17 protein-coding genes are annotated in these 18,563 nt (G+C 64.7%); 6 read left to right on the forward strand and 11 right to left on the reverse strand.

All coding sequences use genetic code 11. The annotated features are described in order from the left end of the window. Window positions 1-47: 47 nt before the first annotated feature. The 5 genes from ACSKB8_RS39735 to ltnD all read right to left on the reverse strand — a co-directional run bounded on the left by ACSKB8_RS39735 (window position 48) and on the right by ltnD (window position 6,825). Window positions 48-1,742, reverse strand: coding sequence for a methyl-accepting chemotaxis protein (locus ACSKB8_RS39735; protein ID WP_438109947.1), 1,695 nt, complete (start codon window positions 1,740-1,742; stop codon window positions 48-50). A 234-nt stretch (window positions 1,743-1,976) separates the two neighbouring features. Further along, window positions 1,977-3,668: a methyl-accepting chemotaxis protein gene (locus ACSKB8_RS39740; RefSeq protein ID WP_438109949.1), complete on the reverse strand. Its 1,692-nt coding sequence runs from the start codon at window positions 3,666-3,668 to the stop codon at window positions 1,977-1,979. Between the two features lie 167 nt (window positions 3,669-3,835). Next, window positions 3,836-5,113 carry a 3-oxo-tetronate kinase gene (gene otnK / locus ACSKB8_RS39745; protein WP_438109951.1) on the reverse strand — a complete coding sequence of 426 codons (1,278 nt, stop codon included), beginning with the start codon at window positions 5,111-5,113 and terminating at the stop codon, window positions 3,836-3,838. Beyond that, window positions 5,110-5,892, reverse strand: coding sequence for a 2-oxo-tetronate isomerase (otnI, locus tag ACSKB8_RS39750; RefSeq protein ID WP_091895286.1), 783 nt, complete (start codon window positions 5,890-5,892; stop codon window positions 5,110-5,112). Before otnI ends, otnK begins: the two co-directional genes overlap by 4 nt. A gap of 15 nt (window positions 5,893-5,907) precedes the next feature. After that, window positions 5,908-6,825, reverse strand: a complete 918-nt coding sequence (gene ltnD, locus ACSKB8_RS39755; RefSeq protein ID WP_438109953.1) for an L-threonate dehydrogenase — start codon at window positions 6,823-6,825, stop codon at window positions 5,908-5,910. Window positions 6,826-6,939: 114 nt separating this feature from the next. On the opposite strand from ltnD, the gene otnC reads away from it, so the two are divergent. Together otnC and ACSKB8_RS39765 are read left to right on the forward strand one after the other, a co-directional pair. Beyond that, window positions 6,940-7,605 carry a 3-oxo-tetronate 4-phosphate decarboxylase gene (gene otnC, locus ACSKB8_RS39760; protein ID WP_438109955.1) on the forward strand — a complete coding sequence of 222 codons (666 nt, stop codon included), beginning with the start codon at window positions 6,940-6,942 and terminating at the stop codon, window positions 7,603-7,605. Window positions 7,606-7,804: 199 nt separating this feature from the next. Beyond that, window positions 7,805-8,248, forward strand: coding sequence for a hypothetical protein (locus tag ACSKB8_RS39765; protein WP_245471085.1), 444 nt, complete (start codon window positions 7,805-7,807; stop codon window positions 8,246-8,248). Between the two features lie 16 nt (window positions 8,249-8,264). On the opposite strand, the gene ACSKB8_RS39770 is transcribed toward ACSKB8_RS39765, so the two are convergent. The 6 genes from ACSKB8_RS39770 to ACSKB8_RS39795 form a co-directional block, all read right to left on the reverse strand. Continuing rightward, a complete protein-coding gene (locus ACSKB8_RS39770; protein ID WP_438109957.1) occupies window positions 8,265-8,969 on the reverse strand; it encodes an ABC transporter ATP-binding protein in 705 nt (234 codons plus the stop codon). Next, window positions 8,953-9,684: an ABC transporter ATP-binding protein gene (locus ACSKB8_RS39775; protein ID WP_438109959.1), complete on the reverse strand. Its 732-nt coding sequence runs from the start codon at window positions 9,682-9,684 to the stop codon at window positions 8,953-8,955. Before ACSKB8_RS39775 ends, ACSKB8_RS39770 begins: the two co-directional genes overlap by 17 nt. Next, window positions 9,681-10,664, reverse strand: a complete 984-nt coding sequence (locus ACSKB8_RS39780) for a branched-chain amino acid ABC transporter permease (protein WP_438109961.1) — start codon at window positions 10,662-10,664, stop codon at window positions 9,681-9,683. Before ACSKB8_RS39780 ends, ACSKB8_RS39775 begins: the two co-directional genes overlap by 4 nt. Continuing rightward, window positions 10,664-11,542, reverse strand: a complete 879-nt coding sequence (locus ACSKB8_RS39785; RefSeq protein WP_438109963.1) for a branched-chain amino acid ABC transporter permease — start codon at window positions 11,540-11,542, stop codon at window positions 10,664-10,666. Before ACSKB8_RS39785 ends, ACSKB8_RS39780 begins: the two co-directional genes overlap by 1 nt. A gap of 229 nt (window positions 11,543-11,771) precedes the next feature. Beyond that, complete coding sequence (locus ACSKB8_RS39790) at window positions 11,772-13,016, reverse strand: ABC transporter substrate-binding protein (RefSeq protein WP_128935071.1); 1,245 nt, start codon at window positions 13,014-13,016, stop codon at window positions 11,772-11,774. Between the two features lie 89 nt (window positions 13,017-13,105). Continuing rightward, window positions 13,106-13,921, reverse strand: a complete 816-nt coding sequence (locus ACSKB8_RS39795; protein WP_438109965.1) for a putative hydro-lyase — start codon at window positions 13,919-13,921, stop codon at window positions 13,106-13,108. A 120-nt stretch (window positions 13,922-14,041) separates the two neighbouring features. Here ACSKB8_RS39795 and ACSKB8_RS39800 point away from each other — a divergent pair, with 120 nt between their 5' ends. From ACSKB8_RS39800 to ACSKB8_RS39815, 4 genes are all read left to right on the forward strand, one after another. Further along, on the forward strand, window positions 14,042-14,959 hold the full coding sequence (locus ACSKB8_RS39800; RefSeq protein WP_438109967.1) for a LysR family transcriptional regulator: 918 nt from the start codon (window positions 14,042-14,044) through the stop codon (window positions 14,957-14,959). A 32-nt stretch (window positions 14,960-14,991) separates the two neighbouring features. Further along, the gene (locus ACSKB8_RS39805) at window positions 14,992-16,242 is read left to right on the forward strand and encodes a Zn-dependent hydrolase (protein WP_438109969.1); all 1,251 of its coding nucleotides are present in this window, start codon (window positions 14,992-14,994) and stop codon (window positions 16,240-16,242) included. Between the two features lie 12 nt (window positions 16,243-16,254). Continuing rightward, window positions 16,255-17,166: an NAD(P)-dependent oxidoreductase gene (locus tag ACSKB8_RS39810; RefSeq protein ID WP_438109971.1), complete on the forward strand. Its 912-nt coding sequence runs from the start codon at window positions 16,255-16,257 to the stop codon at window positions 17,164-17,166. 123 nt (window positions 17,167-17,289) lie between these two features. Further along, the gene (locus ACSKB8_RS39815; protein ID WP_438109973.1) at window positions 17,290-18,363 is read left to right on the forward strand and encodes a malate/lactate/ureidoglycolate dehydrogenase; all 1,074 of its coding nucleotides are present in this window, start codon (window positions 17,290-17,292) and stop codon (window positions 18,361-18,363) included. Window positions 18,364-18,563 lie beyond the last annotated feature (200 nt).

Here is an 18,563-nt window from a genome sequence, read left to right on the forward strand (position 1 = left end):
TGCTACCGCACTGCGAAATCTACATTGCAGCCATGCGGCTGCGTGCTTCACGCGGCGCGGACCGTGTCCAGGAACTTGCCGACCTCGAGCTTGAGGCGGTTGGAGTCGCGCGACAGCATCTGCGCCGCCGACAGCACCTGCGACGAGGCCGAGCCGGTTTCGGAGGCGCCGCGCTGGACGTCGCCGACATTGGACGAGACTTGCTGGGTGCCGTGGGCGGCCTGCTGCACGTTGCGGGCGATCTCCTGGGTTGCCGCGCCCTGCTGCTCCACAGCCGCCGCAATCGCCGAAGCGATCTCCGACAGGCGCGCGATAGTGCCGCTGATCTCGCCGATGGCGCTGACCGAATCCTGCGTCGCCGCCTGGATGCCGCCGACCTGCTGGCCGATCTCGCCGGTGGCCTTCGCCGTCTGCTCGGCGAGCGCCTTGACCTCGGAAGCCACCACCGCGAAGCCGCGACCGGCCTCGCCCGCCCGCGCCGCCTCGATCGTGGCGTTGAGCGCCAGGAGATTGGTCTGGCCGGCGATGGCGTTGATGAGTTCGACGACGTCGCCGATCCGCGATGCCGCTCGCGACAATTCGCTGACACGCTCGGTGGTGGCATGCGCCTGGCTGACCGCCTCGCTCGCGATCCTGGTGGAATCCTGCACCTGGCGGCCGATCTCGCGGACCGAGGATGACATCTCCTCGGCCGCCGTTGCCACCGAATGGACGTTGCTGGAGGCCGCCTCCGAGCCGGATGCGACCGCCGTGGCCAATTCCTGCGCCCGGCCGGCAGTCGAGGACAGGGTCGAAGCCGAAGCCTCGAGCTCGGTCGCGGCCGACGACACGGTCTCGACGATCTCTCCGATCGCGGCCTCGAAGCCGTCGGCGAGTTTGGTCATATCTGTCTTGCGCTGCGCCTCGGCACGGCGCTGCACCGCCTGCACCTCGTCGCGGCTGAAGCGGATGATGGTCTGCACAGTCTGGAGATTGCGAAGCGCCTCGCCGATCTCGTCGTCGCGCTCGATGACGATGCGATTGTCCAGCTTGTCCTGGACGAGGTTGACCAAGGTATCGTTGAGGTGCTGCATCGGCCCCTGGATCGTGCGCATGGTCGCAAATCCAGCGAAGCCGACGACGGTAGCGCCGACCAAAGCCAGCAGCGACAGGACCAGACTGGTCGAACCGCCGGTCGACAGCGCGCCGCTAATGCCGAGCGCAAGAATGAACAGAACCTGGAGCGCCATCGTCGTGACGAGGCGTGCTTTCAGCGTCCCGGTGAAGACGCTGAAGCGGTCGAGCAGCGAGCGACGGCGGATGATGCCGGCATCGATGCGATAGCCATGCGGCTTCTTCTCACGGATCGCGGCGTAAACCTCTTCCGCGAGCCTGCGCTGGTCGGCCGGCAATTTTGTGCGGATCGAGGTGTACCCCGTGACCTGGCCATTTTCCCGGATCGGCGAGGCAGTCGCCAGCACCCAGTAGAAGTCGCCGTTCTTGCGGCGGTTCTTCACCGCGCCGAGCCACGGCTTACCCGCCTTCAGCGTGTCCCAGAGATTGTCGAACGCCTCCGGCGGCATGTCGGGGTGGCGGACGATGTTGTGCGGCTGGCCCATCAGTTCCGCCGACGTGAAGCCGGCGGCGGCGAGGAAGTCCTCGTTGAAATAGGTGAGCTTGCCCTTGAGGTCGGTCCTGGAAACGATCAGCGTCTCGTCGCTGACGGGATATTCGACATCGGTGACGGGAAAATTCTTGCGCATCGGGGCCCCAACGAATTGAAAATGCATTCTTTCCAAACAGGACGCCCCGCTGTTCGAGGCGTCTCCCGCAATTCTCGTAAGGCGAATTTAACTATCGATAAAATGGGCGCCCCGTACGTTTACGGTCAACTCCCCATAATGCTACCTGCAAGCGAGATCATGCTACCGGCGACAAAAGAAAACGAGCGGCGCTTGGCGCCGCTCGTTTCCTGGAGCGATGGACTTTGCGAGGGACTACGCCGCGCGGACGTTGGTCAGGAACTTGCTGACCTCGTTCTTGAGCCGGGTCGAGTCGTTCGACAGCATCTGCGCCGCCGACAGCACCTGCGAGGAGGCCGTGCCGGTCTCGGTCGCGCCGCGCTGCACGTCGGCGATATTGGAGGAGACCTGCTGGGTGCCTTGCGCGGCCTGCTGCACGTTGCGGGCGATCTCCTGGGTCGCTGCGCCCTGCTCTTCCACGGCCGCTGCGATCGCCGAGGAGATTTCCGACAGGCGCTCGATGGTCGAGGAGATCTCCTTGATCGCACCGACCGAATCGTTGGTTGCCGCCTGGATGCCGGAAATCTGCTGACCGATCTCGCCAGTCGCCTTCGCGGTCTGCTCGGCGAGCGCCTTCACCTCGGAGGCGACCACAGCAAAGCCGCGGCCGGCCTCGCCGGCCCGCGCCGCCTCAATGGTCGCGTTCAGCGCCAGCAGGTTGGTCTGGCCGGCGATGGTGTTGATCAGCTCGACGACGTCGCCGATGCGCGAGGCGGCCTTGGAGAGCTCGCTGACGCGCTCGGTGGTGGCCCGCGCCTGGCCGACGGCGTCGCCCGCCATCCGCGCCGATTCCTGCACCTGACGGCTGATCTCGCCGACCGACGAGGCCATCTCCTCGGTCGCAGACGCCACCGACTGCACGTTGGTCGAGGCTTCCTCCGAAGCGCCGGCAACGGTGGTCGCCAGCCGCTGAGAGCGGTCGGCGGTCGACGTCAGCGTCGAGGCGGAGGCTTCGAGCTGGGAAGAGGCCGACGACACGGTCTGGACGATCTCGCCGATCATGGTTTCGAATTCGCGGGTGATGTTGTCGACGCGACGGCCGCGCTCGATCTTGGCTTCGGCGTCGGCCGCGGCGGCTTCGTCCGCGGCCTTCTTGGCAATCAGCGCCTCCTTGAAGATCTGGAGCACGTCGGCCATGGCGCCGATCTCCGTCTTCTCGCCGCGATGCGGGACTTCGGCCGAAAGGTCACCTTTGCCCAGCGCCTGCATCGGTTCGGTGATGGAATTGATACCGTTGGAGACGTCACGGACGAGATAGAAGCTGAGAATAATGCCGATCACGACAGCGGTGCCGAGAATGACCGAAACCAGCATGAAGGCGAAGGAATAGCTGTCGGCCGCGTCCTGAGCAGCCTTGTCGCCGCCCTTGGTGTTGAACTCGATATCCTTGGCCAGGACCTCGTCGGATTTCAGGCCGATCTTGTTGACCGTCTTGGTGTTCAGCTCATGCGCCGCGTGCGGAACCTTGCCTGCCGACATGCGCGACAGCTCCATGACCTCTTCCGCGCCCTTCTGATACTCGCTCCACAGTTTCGACCACTCGGTATAGAGAGCCCGCTCCTCCGGCGAGGTGATCATCGGCTCATAGTCCTTCCGGGACTTGGCCAGCATTTCGGTCACGGCCGCCGCAGTCTTTTCGGCCTCCAACTTGTCGTCCAGCGTCTCGGACAGCATGTGCTCGCGAACCACGTTGCGATAAGTGATGACGGCAGCGCGAAGATCGCCCAGCACACGAACACTCGGCATCCAGCTCGTCGCGATGTCGACGGTGCTGGCGTTGACCGACCGCATCTTTGTGACGGCGAGGAGACCCATGCCGGTCATCGCAACCAGCAGGAACGCCACGACACTGATGATCTTGGCGCGGATGGAGATAGTGGCGAGCATAATCGGGTCTCTTTGTGCTGGAGCCGGCGCGCGTCCGGAATTACGAATCAAGCAAAGGGAGCAGCGCCGACATCCCACACCAGAGCACCTGAGCGGGCGTTAACTACGACTCCGTACGAGTACGGAAGCCAGAAAGAAATGAACGGGCGACTAAGAATGCTCTGCGCTCAGCGCATGAGCCCAAACGCGTCGGAGAAAAACTCCGGACCGCCAAAATTCCCGGATTTCAGAGCGAGCAACATCTCGCCTGCCTGCGCACCGACCGCACGCAGCACCGGGACACCCGCGGCGATTTCCACGCCCACGAGAAACCCGGGAATCCTCAAGCGGTCGACCACGGCGCCGGATGTCTCGCCGCCCGCGACGATCAGGCGCCGGACGCCCGCGTGCACCAGCCCCTCAGCGATGTCGGCCATCGCCTGCTCGATGGCATGCCCGGCCGCGTCGCGGCCGTGACGCGCCTGAACGGCGGCAACGGCCTCCGGTGTCGCACTCGAGGCGATCAGAACAGGACCGTCCGCCAGGCGCGGCCGCGCCCAGGCCAGCGCGCGCTGCGCTTCGCCAGAACCTGTAACGATCTGCTCGGGATCAAGATGTAACACCGGCATGACACGCTCCGCGCTGGCGATCTGCTGAAGCGTCGCCTGCGAGCAGCTCCCGGCAAGGCAGGCCGCCGGGCCACCAACCGCCGCACCAGCGTCGCTGCCCGCCGCGCTCGACCGCACCTTTCCGGTCGACACCAGCGCCCGCGCCAGGCCAAGGCCGATGCCGGAGGCGCCGACCGACAGCCGATGCTCGGCGGCAACGAGGCCGATGGTCTCGAGGTCGCGGTCGAACACGGCGTCGATGATCGCGGCACCGATGCCCTTGCCCGCGAGTTCGGCCAGCCGCGCCCGCACCGCATCTGCCCCGCGCGTGACGGTGGCGAGATCGACGAGGCCGATTTGCGTCCTGCTCTGGCGCGCCAAGACGCGCACCAGGTCGGAATCCCGCATCGGGTTGAGCGGATGGTCCTTCAGCGGGCTCTCGTTCAGCGGCACGGCGCCGACGAAGAGGTTGCCCTGATAGACGGTGCGGCCGGTCTCCGGGAAGGCCGGCGTCACCAGAACGACGCCTTCGCCGCAGTCGGCGCGGAGCGCGTCCATGACGGGGCCGATATTCCCAGCGTCGGTGGAATCGAAGGTCGAGCAGATCTTGAACAGCACGTGGCCCGCGCCGCGTCCGCGCAACCATGCCTCCGCCGCGCGCGAGCGGGACACAGCAAGGCCGGACTCGATCGAGCGGCTCTTCAGTGACACAACGACGGCATCGACCTCGGGCAACGCCAGATCATCGGCAGGCACGCCGATGGTCTGCACGGTGCGCAAGCCGGCGCGCGTCAGCGTGTTGGCGAGATCGGAGGCGCCGGTGTAGTCGTCGGCGATGCAGCCCAACGCAAGTGTCACGGCTTCACTCCAGCGTAAGGCTTGAACCAGGCGAGCCCATCCGTTGTCTTGCCGCGCGGATTGTATTCGCAGCCGACGAAGCCGGCATAGCCGAGCCGGTCGAGCTCTTCGAACAGGAACGGATAGTTCAGCTCCTCGCCGTCGGGCTCGTTGCGCGAGGGAATGCTGGCGATCTGGATGTGGCCGATGATCGGCATCATCTCCCGCAGCCGCATGGTGACGTCGCCATGGATGATCTGACAGTGATAGATGTCGAACTGGAGTTTTAGGTTCGGAAGTCGCAATTCCTGGATCAGGTCGCGGGCGAAACCGAAATCGTTGAGGAAGTAGCCGGGCACGTTGCGTGCATTGATCGGCTCGATCACGATGTCGATGCCGTGCGGTGCGAAGAACTCCGCGGCCCACGCCACTGACTTGTAGAACGCCTCGATCGCGACGCGCTCGCCGCGGTTGGCGATACCAGCCATCAGGTGCAGGCGCTTGACGCCGGTCGCCTTGGCATACGGCAGCGCCGTCTCCAGGCTGGCCTTGAGATCGGAGAAGCGCGCTGGCAACGCCGCAAAACCTTTCTCGCCGGCGTTCCAGTCGCCCGGCGGCAGATTAAACAGCGCCTGGGTCAGCCCGTTACGCTTGAGGCGCTCGCCGACCGCCTCGGCCGGATGCTCGTAGGGAAAGAGAAACTCGACGGCGGTGAAGCCGGCTTGCGCGGCGGCATCGAAGCGGTCGAGGAACGGCACCTCGGTGAACATCATCGAGAGGTTGGCGGCAAAACGGGGCATCGGAATCCTCTCAGTTTACTTGTCGCCGGGCAGCTTGACGCCGGTGACCTGCGCATACATCCGCGCCACCGACGCATCATCGTCGCGGCCCATGCCGGCAGCTGATGTCATCAGAAACATCTGAAGTGCGGCGGCGGAGACCGGCACCGGGAATCTGGCGCTGCGCGCCATGTCCTGGATGATGCCGAGGTCCTTGACGAAGATCTCGACCGCGCTACGCGGCGCGTAGTCGCCGTCGAGCACATGCGGCATCCGGTTCTCGAACATCCAGGAATTGCCGGCGGAGGCCGTGATCACCTCATAGACCTTGCGGATGTCGAGGCCCTGCTTGGCCGCGAACGCCATCGCTTCCGAAGCCGCGGCGATGTGCACACCGGCGAGGAGCTGATTGATCATCTTGAAGGCAGCGCCCTGCCCCGCGGCGTCACCGAGCTCATAGAGCTTTGCGGCCATGGCGTCGAGCGCTGGGCGCGCGCTGACAAAAGCGGCGGAGCTGCCGGAAGCGAGGATGGTCAGCTCACCTTGCGCGGCGCGCTGGGCTCCGCCGGAGATCGGCGCATCCAGATAATGCCGGCCGGTGGCCTCCAACTGCTTGGCAAGGCGCCGCGCGATATCCGGGTCCATGGTCGCCGAGGATATGAAGACGCTGCCCTTCGGCATGGTCTCTGCGGCGCCGTCCTTGCCGAACAGGATGGTTTCGGTCTGGGCGGCGTTGACCACGACGCTGACGACGATATCGGCGTCCTTGGCCGCCTCGGCCGGCGTCCTGGCGCCTGCGCCGCCGTCCTTCACGAAGCGCGCCACCGCATCGGCCGAGACGTCGCAGCCGGTCACGGTATGGCCGGCACGCCTCAGCGAGGTCGCCATGCCAAAGCCCATCGAGCCGAGCCCGATCACGGCGATGCGCTGATTTTGTGACGTGGAGGCGGACATGCAACTAACCCTTGCGAAACGTTTCCCGGACGGCCGCCCTTTGCAGCGGCTCGGCGCACCGATAACACGGCTTGGCCGCGCTGCCAAAGCGTGAGACAAGCAGGCATGACGGCCATGAACAACGAGACACGGCTGCGTGAGGAAATCTGCCGCTTCGGGCGGTCGCTGTTCGAGCGCGGGCTGACACCGGGCTCCTCCGGCAATATCAGCGTCAAGCTGGACGATGACGGCTGGCTGGTGACGCCGACCAACGCCTCGCTCGGCTTTCTCGATCCGGCGCGGCTGTCGCGGCTGGATAGAAGGGGACGGCTGGTTTCCGGCGATGCGCCGACCAAGGAAGTTCCGCTGCACACCGCGCTGTACGACACGCGCGGGAGCGCGCGCGCGATCGTGCACCTCCACTCGACCCATTCGGTCGCGCTCTCGATGCTGCCCGAGATCGACCCGCGCGCCGCGCTGCCGCCGATGACGGCCTACTACCTGATGAAATGCGGCGCCACCGCGCTCGTGCCCTATTACCGCCCGGGCGACCCCGCGGTCGCGGACGCGATCAAGGGCCTGGCGGGGAAATATTCATCGGTGCTGCTCGCCAATCACGGCCCGGTGGTCGCCGGCGATACGCTGGAAGCCGCGGTGTTCGCGACGGAGGAGCTGGAGGAAACGGCCAAGCTGTACCTGCTGCTGCGCGGCATGAACCCGCGGTATCTGTCGCCTGACCAGGTGGCCGATCTGGTGAAGGTGTTCGGGGTGACGTTGCCGGAGCATGGGGATGGGCATTAGCCCGGCTCTAACCCGTCATTGCGAGCGTAGCGAAGCAATCCAGAATCCCTCCGCGGGAAGACTTGGATTGCTTCGCTGCGCTCGCAATGACGGAGGATGTGGTGACGACAGTAGCCCGCATGAGCGGAGCGATATGCGGGACCAGCGGACCGGAATTGATTTGCATCATCGGGATCGCGAGCAGATGATCCCCCTGTAATTGACTGAAGGAGTTGTTTCATCGATCGCTAGGAGAATTGTCATGGATTTCAAAATATCCTGCGCCCTCCTCTCTGCCGCCTGCTTTATTGCCCTGCCACTTTCCGCAAACGCCCAGACGTCCGCGCGCGGCGGCGTCCCCGATCTCAAGGTCGAGGCCAATTGCAAGGCAACTCAGGAGATCGACAAGTCGCTGACCGAGCCGCAGTCCTACGAGGCCTGCATGAGCGACGAGCAAACCGCACAGCAACAGCTCGGGTCCATCTGGACGACAACGCCGGAGACAATTCGCACCCAATGCTACGCCGAGGCCTCCGCCGGTGGCATCGAAAGCTATGTCGACCTTCTCTCCTGCATCCAGATGAATGGCTTCGGGCAACCCTCGGCACCCGCGTCAACGCTGCGCGGCGCAAGCAAGAACCGGAACAAGAAGCAATCAGGATAGGGATCGTAGCGAGCGGCTACAATCCGAGGTACGCCTTCCTGACGTCCGGATTGCCCTTGATCTCCGCAGACGGGCCCTGCATCAGCACGCGACCGGTTTGCAGGATGTAGGCGCGATCGGCGATCTCGAGGCACTCGGCCATGCGCTGCTCGACGATCAGCACGGTCATGCCGGCGTCGCGGATGCGCTTCACCGCCTGAAAAATCTCGTCGACGAGCTTCGGCATGATGCCCTGCGAGGGCTCGTCCAGCATCAACAGCCGCGGGCGTGTCATCAGCGCGCGGCCGATCGCGAGCATCTGCTGCTCACCGCCGCTTAGCGTCTCCGCGCGTTGCTCGAGACGTTCGGACAGACGCGGAAACAGCTGGAAGACGAGATCCAGCGGCCCCTCGCGGTTCGCCTCGCCCCGGTAGAGATAGCTGCCGAGGCGGAGATTGTCGCGCACTGACAGGCGGGGGAACAACCGGCGGTTCTCCGGCACATAGGCGATGCCGGTTGCGGTGATGTGGTGCTGCGCCATGCCGTCGAGGCGCTTGCCGTCGAACGTCACGGAGCCCGAACGCGGGCGCTCGGCGCCGGCGATGGATTTGAGCAGCGTCGACTTGCCCGCACCGTTGGCGCCGGCGACGCAGACGATCTCGCCCTTCTGAACCTCGATCGAGACCGCGGAGATCGCGACCAGGCCCTGATAGGCCGTCGTGACTTCACGCACCGACAGCATGACGATCTCCCAGATATGCGCTGATCACCTCGGGATCGCGGACGACCTCGGTGGGCTTGCCCTCGACCAGCACCTTGCCGAGGTCGAGCACGATGGCGCGATCGACCAGCGGCATCACGATCTCCATGACATGCTCGACCATTAGCACGGTGATGCCGGCATCGCGCACCTTGCGCACCAGCGCCACGCCGGTCTGCGCCTCGGTCGGCGTCAGGCCGGTGAGGACCTCATCGAGCAGCAACAGCTTTGGCTCAGTTGCCAGCGCACGGGCGACTTCGAGGCGGCGCTTCTCGGCCGGCACCAGGTCGCTTGCGAGCACGTCGGCGCGCGCGGCAAGGCCGGTGAACTCCAGCACCTCATGCGCCTTGCGGCGCGCCTCGCGCATCACGGTGTTACGAACCAAAGCGCCGACAATGACGTTGTCGACAACCGTCATGGTCTCAAAGCTCTTGACCACCTGGAAGGTGCGCCCGATGCCGCGCTGGCAGCGCTCGGCCGCCGGCATATGGGTGACATCCTCGCCGTCGAACCAGATCGAGCCTTGCGTCGGCGGCAAGACGCCGGCGATGAGGTTGAACAGCGTCGACTTGCCGGCGCCGTTCGGGCCGATCAGGCCGACGATCTCGCCGCGGCCAACCGAGATCGAGACGTCGCTGTTGGCGACGAGGCCACCAAAACGCTGCCAGACGCCACGGGTTTCAAGGAGCGCGGTCATCGTGTGGCCCCCTTAGCTTTTGCGCGTGAGAAAAGGCTCACCAGACCCTGCGGCAACGCCAGCGAGATCAGAACGATCAGGGCGCCGTAGACGATGAGGTCGACGCCGCGCCCGGAGCCGCCGATATAGGAGCGCGTCAGCTCGGTCATCGGGATCAGGATGGCAGCCCCTAACACCGGCCCCCAGAGGGTACCGATGCCGCCGAGCACGGCCGGCAGCGCCATCAGCAGCGAGAACTGGAAGCCCATCACGCTCTCGGGATCGATATAGGCGAGAAACTGCGCATAGAAGGCGCCGCCGATGGCGACGAGGAAGGCGGAGACGGCTGCCGCGCCCATCTTGGAGTTGAACACGACGACGCCGAGGCTTTCGGCCGCCTCCGGATTGTCCTTCACCGCACGCCACCAAAAGCCCCATTTGGAGTTTTCCAGCCACCAGGTGACGAACCAGGCGAGGCAGCAGAGCGCCAGCGCGAAATAGAAGTACGGCAGCTTGGTGCGCAGGAACTGGAATTTCAGCCAGCTGTCACCCCGGATCGGAATGGTGATGCCCATCGCAGCTCCCGCCCACTCCCAGTTCTGGAACAGCAGCAGACCGATTTCGGCGATGACGATGGTCGCGATCACGAAGTAATGGCCGCGCAGGCGGAAGAAGGGATAGCCGAGGCCCATCGCGATCAGGGCGGCAACCACGCCACCGCCGAGCATGCCGAACCAGGGCAGCACGCCGAACTTGGTGAACAAGAGCTCGGTGGTGTAGGCGCCGATGCCGAAATAGAGCGCGTGGCCCAGCGAGATCTGTCCGCAATAGCCGGAGAGGATGTTCCAGCTCTGCGACAGCGCCGCATACATCAAGGTCAGGATCAGGATGTTCTGGACGTAGACATCCTTGATGAACAGCGGCGCCAGCGCTGCGAGCCCGGCCAGCACCGCGGCGATGATGAGGTCGCGGCGGCGCCGCGCGGCGAAATTCTTGTCCATCACATCGACCCGAACAGGCCACGCGGCCGGATGAAGACGACGAGCAGGTAGACGGCGTAGATGCCGACCGACTTCAGCGACGGCGGCAGCACCAAGGCGGTGACCGCTTCGACGAGACCGACGATGATGCCGCCGGCAAAGGCGCCGAACACGCTGCCGAAGCCGCCCAGCGCCACCGTGACATAAGCGATCAGCGCAAAGGACGCGCCGACATCGGGATAGATGTAGAAGAAGACCGCCATGATGGCGCCGGCCAGACCGACCAGCGCTGCGCCAAGGCCCCAGCCCAGCGCGAACACGCGGTTCTTGTCGATGCCGACGAGAGCCACCGCGCCGGGATCCTCACGCGTCGCTTCCAACGCACGGCCGAAATCGGTGCGATGGATGAAGAAGTAGAGACCGGCAAAGGCGAGAATCGAGACCAGCGCGCCGATCAGCTGCGGCTCCGGCAGGAAGACGCCGGCGACCGAGATGGTTTTGCCGCCGAGCCATGACTGCGGAATGCTGCGATAATCCGGCGTGAAGAAGAACTGCGCCAGGCCGCGCATCACGATGGCGAGGCCAAAGGTGGAGAAGATCTGCACCATGCCGGCATTGGCCTTGGCTCGCACGGCGAACCGTACAATGAGTAGGTAGACCACCGCTCCGAACACGAACAGCGCCGCGGCAACCAATGGCGCCGACAGCAAGGGATCGATGGCGAAGAACGCGAACAGGAAGAAGCTCGCATACATCGCGATCATCAGGAACTCGCCATGGGCGAAGTTCACGACGTCCATCAGGCCGAAGATCAGCGCGAGGCCGACCGCAATCAGTCCGTAGAGCAGACCCATGAGCAGGCCGCTCGCGAGACTCTGGATAATGGCTTGGGCTGTCACTGCTTTGCCTCCACCAGAAAAACGTCACGGTAGGGCTCCGTCATTGCGAGGAGCTCGGGACAAAATTGCGAAGCAATTTTGTGCTGATGCGACGAAGCAATCCAGATTGTCTCCGCGGATGCATTCCTGGATTGCTTCGCTTCGCTCGCAATGACGGAGAATGCGGTTAGCGGCTCGATCTTCTCGGCTCTCACAGTGCTTGATTCCCTGCCCCGGCGCTGCGTCCCGCTTACTTCATCGGCCAGATCGCCTCGGCGATCGCGGCCTGCGGCGGGAAGATGGTGACGAACTTGCCGCCGACATATTGCAGCAGCACCGGATCGGCGTCGTTGTTCTGGCCCGCCTCGTCGAACTTGACGCGCTTCCAGGGCATGATGGTCTGCTCGCCGGGAATGTCGGTCGCGGCCAGCGCGTCGCGGATCTTCTCGCCGTCGGTCGACTTGGCGCGGCTGATGGCGTCGGCGAGGATGATCAGGCCCATGAACTGGCGCGAGGTGAGGTCGTTGAAGTCCTTGCCCGACCGCGCCTTGAACATCGCGTTGATCTTGCCGACCATCGGGCGCTTCTGCGCGAGGTCGAGCGAGAAGGTGCCGCGCGAGATCACGCCTTCGAGCTTGTCGCCGACGGCGTCATAGAGCGCCTTCTCCGAGAAGCCGGCGTCCTGCGCCACGATCGCGTTCGGCTTGTAACCGAGCTCAGCCATGGTCTTGACCAGGAGGATGCCGTCGGTGGTGTAGCTCGAGGGCATCAGCACGTCGGCATTGGCGGTCTTGAGCTGCTGCACCTCGGCGGAGAGCGACGGCGAGTTGGCGCGATACTTGATGTCGGTAACGATCTTGTAGCCGCGCTCGCCGGCGATCTTGGCCTGGGCGTTGCCGGAATCGGTGCCGAAGATGGTGTCCTCGTGGAACAGCGACAGCGTCTCGATCTTGGTGCCCTTCTTCTTCATGGCATCGAAGAAATCGAACATCGCGGCCGAGTACATCTCGTCATGCGGGGCGGCGCGGAAGTAATATTTGAGGCCGCGGCGATGCAGGCTCGGCGAGGAATTGTCGGCGGAGACGAACGGGATCTGGTAGCGCTCGCAGATCTGGCTGACGGTGACGGCGACCGCGCTCTGATAGGTGCCGATGATGGCGGCGACCTTCTCCTGCGTGATCAGGCGCTCGGCCTCGGCGCGGCCCTTCTGCGGATCGGCCTGGTGGTCGGCGAACACGAGGCGCACCTTGGCGCCGCCGAGGCCCGGCAGGCCCTCACCTTTCGCCAGCGGCAGGTCGAAATCGGTGTCCTTGTTGATGACTTCGAGCGCGGTCTCATAGGCTTTCTGGGCATCGACGCCCTGCTGCGCGCTGCCGCCGGAGAACGGATAGATCACGCCGATCACGACTTCCGAAGTCTGTGCGCGCGCGGCCAGCGGCACCAGCGCGGCTGTAGCGGTAGCTCCCAACAACACGTCGCGGCGAGAGATCGTCATGGCAAAGTCCCCTGTTACTGAATTTCGGCTGATCGAATGAAGTGATTGATGGCTGCGGTAAAGCCCGAACAAGCAGCAAACGCTGCCTGCTAAATCACGGCCATGGTCCTGTTCTTGATATCCGTCACCAGCATCAGCCCGGGCGAATGCGTGATCGCGAACGGCAGCTTCGCGGCGTTGATGACGGATTGCGGCGTGACGCCACAGGCCCAGAACACCGGAATCTCATCATCGGCGACCGGCACGGGATCGCCGTAGTCGGGCTTGGCAATGTCCTTGATGCCGATCAGATGCGGATGGCCGAGATGTACGGGCGCGCCGTGCACGGCCGGATAGCGCGAGGTGATCTGCACCGCGCGGATCGCATCCGCCGGCTTGAACGGACGCATCGACACCACCATCGGGCCGGCAAACGGTCCGGCCTCGCCGCAGGCGATGTTGGTGCGATACATCGGCACGCGCACGTTCTTCTCGATGTGGCGGATCGGCATTCCCTCCTCGAGCAGGGCCTCTTCGAACGAGAAGGAGCAGCCGAGCACAAAGGTGACGAGATCGTCGCGCCAATACGACGTCACGTCGGTCGGTTCGTCCACGACCTCGCCGTCGCGCCAGACTCGATAGCGCGGAACGTCGGTGCGGATGTCGAGATCGGCGCCGAGCGAAGGGATGTAAGGGCTGCCGACGTCGGACATGCCGATGATCGGGCACGGCTTGGGATTGAGCTGGCAGAAGCGGTGAAAGGCGCCGGCATATTCCGCCGGCAGGATCGCCAGATTGCCCTGAACGAATCCTGGGGCGACGCCGGCGGTGGAGGCGACCAGCCCGTTGCGATAGGCGAGCCGGGCCTTGCGGCTCGGGAGCATGTCGGGCGTTTCAGTTTGCTGCGCTGCCACCAAAACAGTCATGGGATCGACCTGCCTATAAACTCGACAAAGACAAGCCAACACCAAGCGTGCTATAAAGTCTAATCGTCGTTTCTAATCAATCTCGATAAATCTTATTTATCGACTGGGAAAATCCTTCCAATGCTGGACTTCAGGTCGATCGAGACATTCCTCTGGGTTGTGAAGCTCGGCAGCTTTCGGGGCGCCGCACAACGGCTCAACACCACCCAGCCGGCGATCTCCCAGCGCATCGCCCAGCTCGAGCGCGAGATGGGCGTGAAGCTCCTCAATCGCGATCATCGCGTGGCCTCGCCGACACCGAGCGGCCGGCAGATGATGGTCTATGCGGAGAAGCTGATCGGCCTGCGCGCCGCGATGATGGCGGAGATCGGCGATCGCTCGGCGATGCGCGGCGTCATGCGGCTCGGCGTCGCCGAGACCATCGTGCACACTTGGCTGCCGCGCCTGGTGAAGAGCGTGAACGAGGTCTATCCGAACCTGTCGCTGGAGATCGAGGTCGACATCACGCCGAACCTCACCGCGCGCCTGCTCGCGCAGGAGATCGAGCTTGCGTTTGTGGTGGGACCGCTGTCCACTTCCGGCGTGCACAATCGCGTGCTCGCCGATTATCCGATCGGCTTCCTCGCAAGCCCCTCGCTCGGCCTCGGCCAGGGTCCGGTGACGCCGGCTGAGCTCGCACGATTTCCGATCATCACCTTTCCGCGCAAGACCAAGCCTTACGAGGTCGTGCGCGAAGTGTTCGACCGGCCTGAGCTGCCGCCGATCCGGCTGCACGCCTCCGCCTCGCTGGCCACCGTCATCCACATGGCGGTCGAAGGACTCGGCATCGCCGTGATCCCCGACGCCATCGTCGAGAACGAGCTTGCCGACGGGCGGCTGCAACTGCTCGACACCGATCTCGCGATCGCGCCGCTGACCTTCACCGCGAGCTGGCTCGCCTCGCCCGACGTCGTGGCAGTCGAGCGCGTCGCGGACCTGGCACGGCAAATTGCGCAGAGCAGCCTCGCGGTTGACGCGCCCGCGCTGGCGCGTCATTGAAAAAGGCGCCGGACAATTGAGAGACTGACCGCATGAGCCGAGCCGCCACCAACCTGCAGATCGATTCCGCCCGCCTCTGGGGCTCCATCCACGACACCGCGCAGTTCGGCGCGACGGCCAAGGGTGGCGTGCGGCGGCTGACACTGAGCTCCGAGGACAAGCAGGTCCGCGACTGGTTCCGCAAGGCCTGCGAAGACGCGGGCCTGGAGGTGCATGTCGATGCGCTCGGCTCGATGTTCGGCCTGCGCAAGGGCCGCGACATGTCGAAGCCGCCCGTCGGCATCGGCTCGCATCTCGACACGCAGCCGACCGGCGGCAAGTATGACGGCATTCTGGGTACGCTCGGCGCACTCGAAGTGATCCGCACGCTGAACGATGCCGGCATCGAAACCGAAGCGCCGATCTGCGTCGTCAACTGGACCAACGAGGAAGGCTCGCGCTTCGCACCGGCGATGATGGCCTCCGCGGCTTATGTCGGCGACTTCACCACCGACGACATTTTGTCGCGCAAGGACGCCGAGGGTACGACCGTCGGCCAGGCCCTCGACGGCATCGGCTATCGCGGCGACAAGCCGGTCGGTTTCCAGAAGCTCGGCTGCTTCGTCGAGCTGCACATCGAGCAGGGCCCGATCCTTGAGGCCGAAGGCAAGACCATCGGCGTGGTCGATTCCGGTCAGGGCGTGCTGTGGTACGACGGCAAGATTTCCGGCTTCGAGAGCCATGCGGGATCGACGCCGATGCCGCTGCGGCGTGATGCGCTGGCGACGCTGTCCGAGATCGTGCTGGCAATGGAGGCGATCGCAAAAAGGCACGGACCGAACGCGGTCGGCACCATCGGCGAGGCCGTGATCGCAAACCCCTCACGCAACGTCATTCCCGGCGAGATCGCTTTCACCATGGATTGCCGCAGCGCCGATGGCGCCATCATGGACGCGCTCGATCGCGATTTGCGCGCCGCGATTGCCGAGATCGCCGCGCGCCGCAAGGTCGAGGTCAAGATCGACCTGGTCTGGCGCAAGCCGCCGACGCATTTCGATCCCAAGCTGATTGCGGCGGTCGAGAATGCGGCGAAGACGCTGGGCTATTCGTCTCGCCGCATCACCTCCGGTGCTGGCCACGACGCCTGCAACCTCAACACCATCATGCCGGCGGCGATGGTGTTCGTGCCCTGCAAGGACGGCATCAGCCACAACGAGCTGGAGGACGCCACGCAGCCAGACTGCGCCGCGGGCACCAACGTTCTCATGCATACCGTGCTGGCGATCGCCGGCGTCGCATCCTGACCGGAGAGAACCATGCGCGGAGTTTTCGTCGACGCCAATGAAACGCTTGCCCTGATCATGGAGCGGCTGGAGAAGCTAGGCGATCCCAAGGTCAAGATCCACAAGGACCCCGATATCAAGCCCGAGCAGTACCCTGATATTCTCGACGGCGCCGAGATCGCCATCGTCGATCACACTGCGCTGCCGACCGAGGTCGCGAAGAAGTGCGCCGGGCTGAAGCACGTCGTGTTCCTCGGCACCGGCGCGCGCAGCTACATGAATCCGGAGGAACTGGCCGAACTCGGCATCTCCGTGCATCTGATCAAGGGCTACGGCGACACGGCGGTGGCGGAATCCGCGATCGCGCTGATGTGGGCCTCTGCCCGCGTCATCGCGATGATGGATCGCGAGATGCGCGGCGGCAACTGGCTGCGCGAGGACGGCATGCAGCTCACCGGCAAGACGCTCGGGCTGATCGGCTTCGGCGGTATCGCCGCGGAAGTTGCACGCATTGCGTCCGGCAGCGGCATGAAGGTGATCGCCTGGAACCGCTCGCCAAAGAGCTGTCCTGGCGTGGAATTCACCGATCTCGACACCGTGCTGGCAAGGAGCGACGTCGTGTCGCTGCATCTGCTGCTCAACGATGAGACGCGCGGCATGATCACGCGCGAGAAGATCCTTGCGATGAAGCGCGGCGTCATCCTCATCAACACCGCTCGCGCCGCGATCGTCGACGAAGCCGCGATGATCGACGCGCTGAAGTCGGGCCACATCCGCCATGCCGGTCTCGACGTCTTCAACATCGAGCCGCTGCCCGGCGATCATCCGCTGACAAAATTGCCGAATGTGACACTGTCGGCGCATTCCGCCTTCCGCACCCCGGAAGCGAGCGAAAACCTGATTGAAGCGGCGTGGGAGCACTGCCGCCGAATCGTAAGTTCGTAGGGTGGGTTAGCGAAGCGTAACCCACCACTGTCTATTTCCGCTGGGACAGAAGAGGTGGGTTACGGCTTCGCCTAACCCACCCTACGCCCCCCGCCGGATCGTAAGAGGATAAGAGCAACAACAATGGCCGACTATCGCACCATCAAGGCAGAGCCGCTCACCAACGCCATCCACGCCATCGTCAAGGCCGGCGGCTCCTCGGACCGCGAGGCCGAGCTCGTGTCCACCAACCTCGTCGAGGCCAATCTGAAGGGACATGACTCCCACGGCGTCGGCATGATCCCGCGCTATGTTCAGAGCGTCACGACAGGCGGACTCGCCGTGAACCAGCACGTCAAGATCGTGCTCGACACCGGTCCGCTGCTCACCCTCGACGGCCTGACCGGCTACGGCCAGGTGATCGGCCATGAGGCGATGGAGTTGGCGGCCGAGCGCGCCAAGAAAAATGGCGTGTGCCTCGTCGGCCTCTCGAACTCGCACCATATCGGCCGCATCGGCCACTGGGCCGAGCAATGCATCGACCACGGGCTGGTCTCGATCCACTTCGTCAACGTGATCTCGCGCCCGATCGTGGCGCCCTGGGGCGGCAGCGATGCGCGCCACGGCACCAATCCGTTCTGCGTCGGCATCCCGCGCCGGGGCAAGGACCCCATCGTGCTCGACTTCGCCACCAGCAGGATCGCGCAGGGCAAGACCCGCGTCGCCCACAACAAGGGCGTCGAGCTCGAGCCCAGCACCATCATCGACGATGAAGGCAAGCCCACGGTCAATCCGCGCTACACCGTGATCCCGCCATACGGCGCGATCCTGCCGTTCGGCGAGCACAAGGGTTCGGGGCTCGCGCTGGTGTGCGAAATCCTCGGCGGCGCGCTCTCCGGCGGGCAGGTGGTCAAGGGCCCGTCCGACGGCAAGTACAACGTCCTCAACGGCATGCTCTCGATCGTCATCGACCCTGGCAAGCTCGGCACCGGCGAGAACCTCGCGCGCGAAGTCGAGAGTTTCGTTGCCTGGCACACCGGCTCGCCGCCCGGCCCCGGCGTCGACAAGGTCAGAATCGCCGGCGAGCCCGAGCGCGAGACCAAGAAGAAGCGGCTGGCCGAAGGCATTCCTGTCGATCCGACCACCTGGCAGGAAATTCTGGATGCCGGGAAGCGGTTCGGGCTGGATCAGGCCGCGATCGAGAAGATCGTGGGGTGAGTAATCTGCTGCGCGGGAATGGAAGAGTCACTTTCCGTGCTGCCCTCCCTTTTCCCCTTGTGGGAGAAGGTGGCATAGGCGGCCTTCGGCCGCCGTTCTTGGGAACGCCGATGCTTCGCATCGGCTATGGCGCCGGATGAGGGGTTCGCTCCACGAGCTGTCCTTCAAATGAGAGGCCTGTCTCCGCGGATAGAGACCCC

The sequence above is a fragment of the Bradyrhizobium sp. BR 1432 genome, from assembly GCF_051547705.1.
Lineage (GTDB): Bacteria > Pseudomonadota > Alphaproteobacteria > Rhizobiales > Xanthobacteraceae > Bradyrhizobium > Bradyrhizobium zhanjiangense.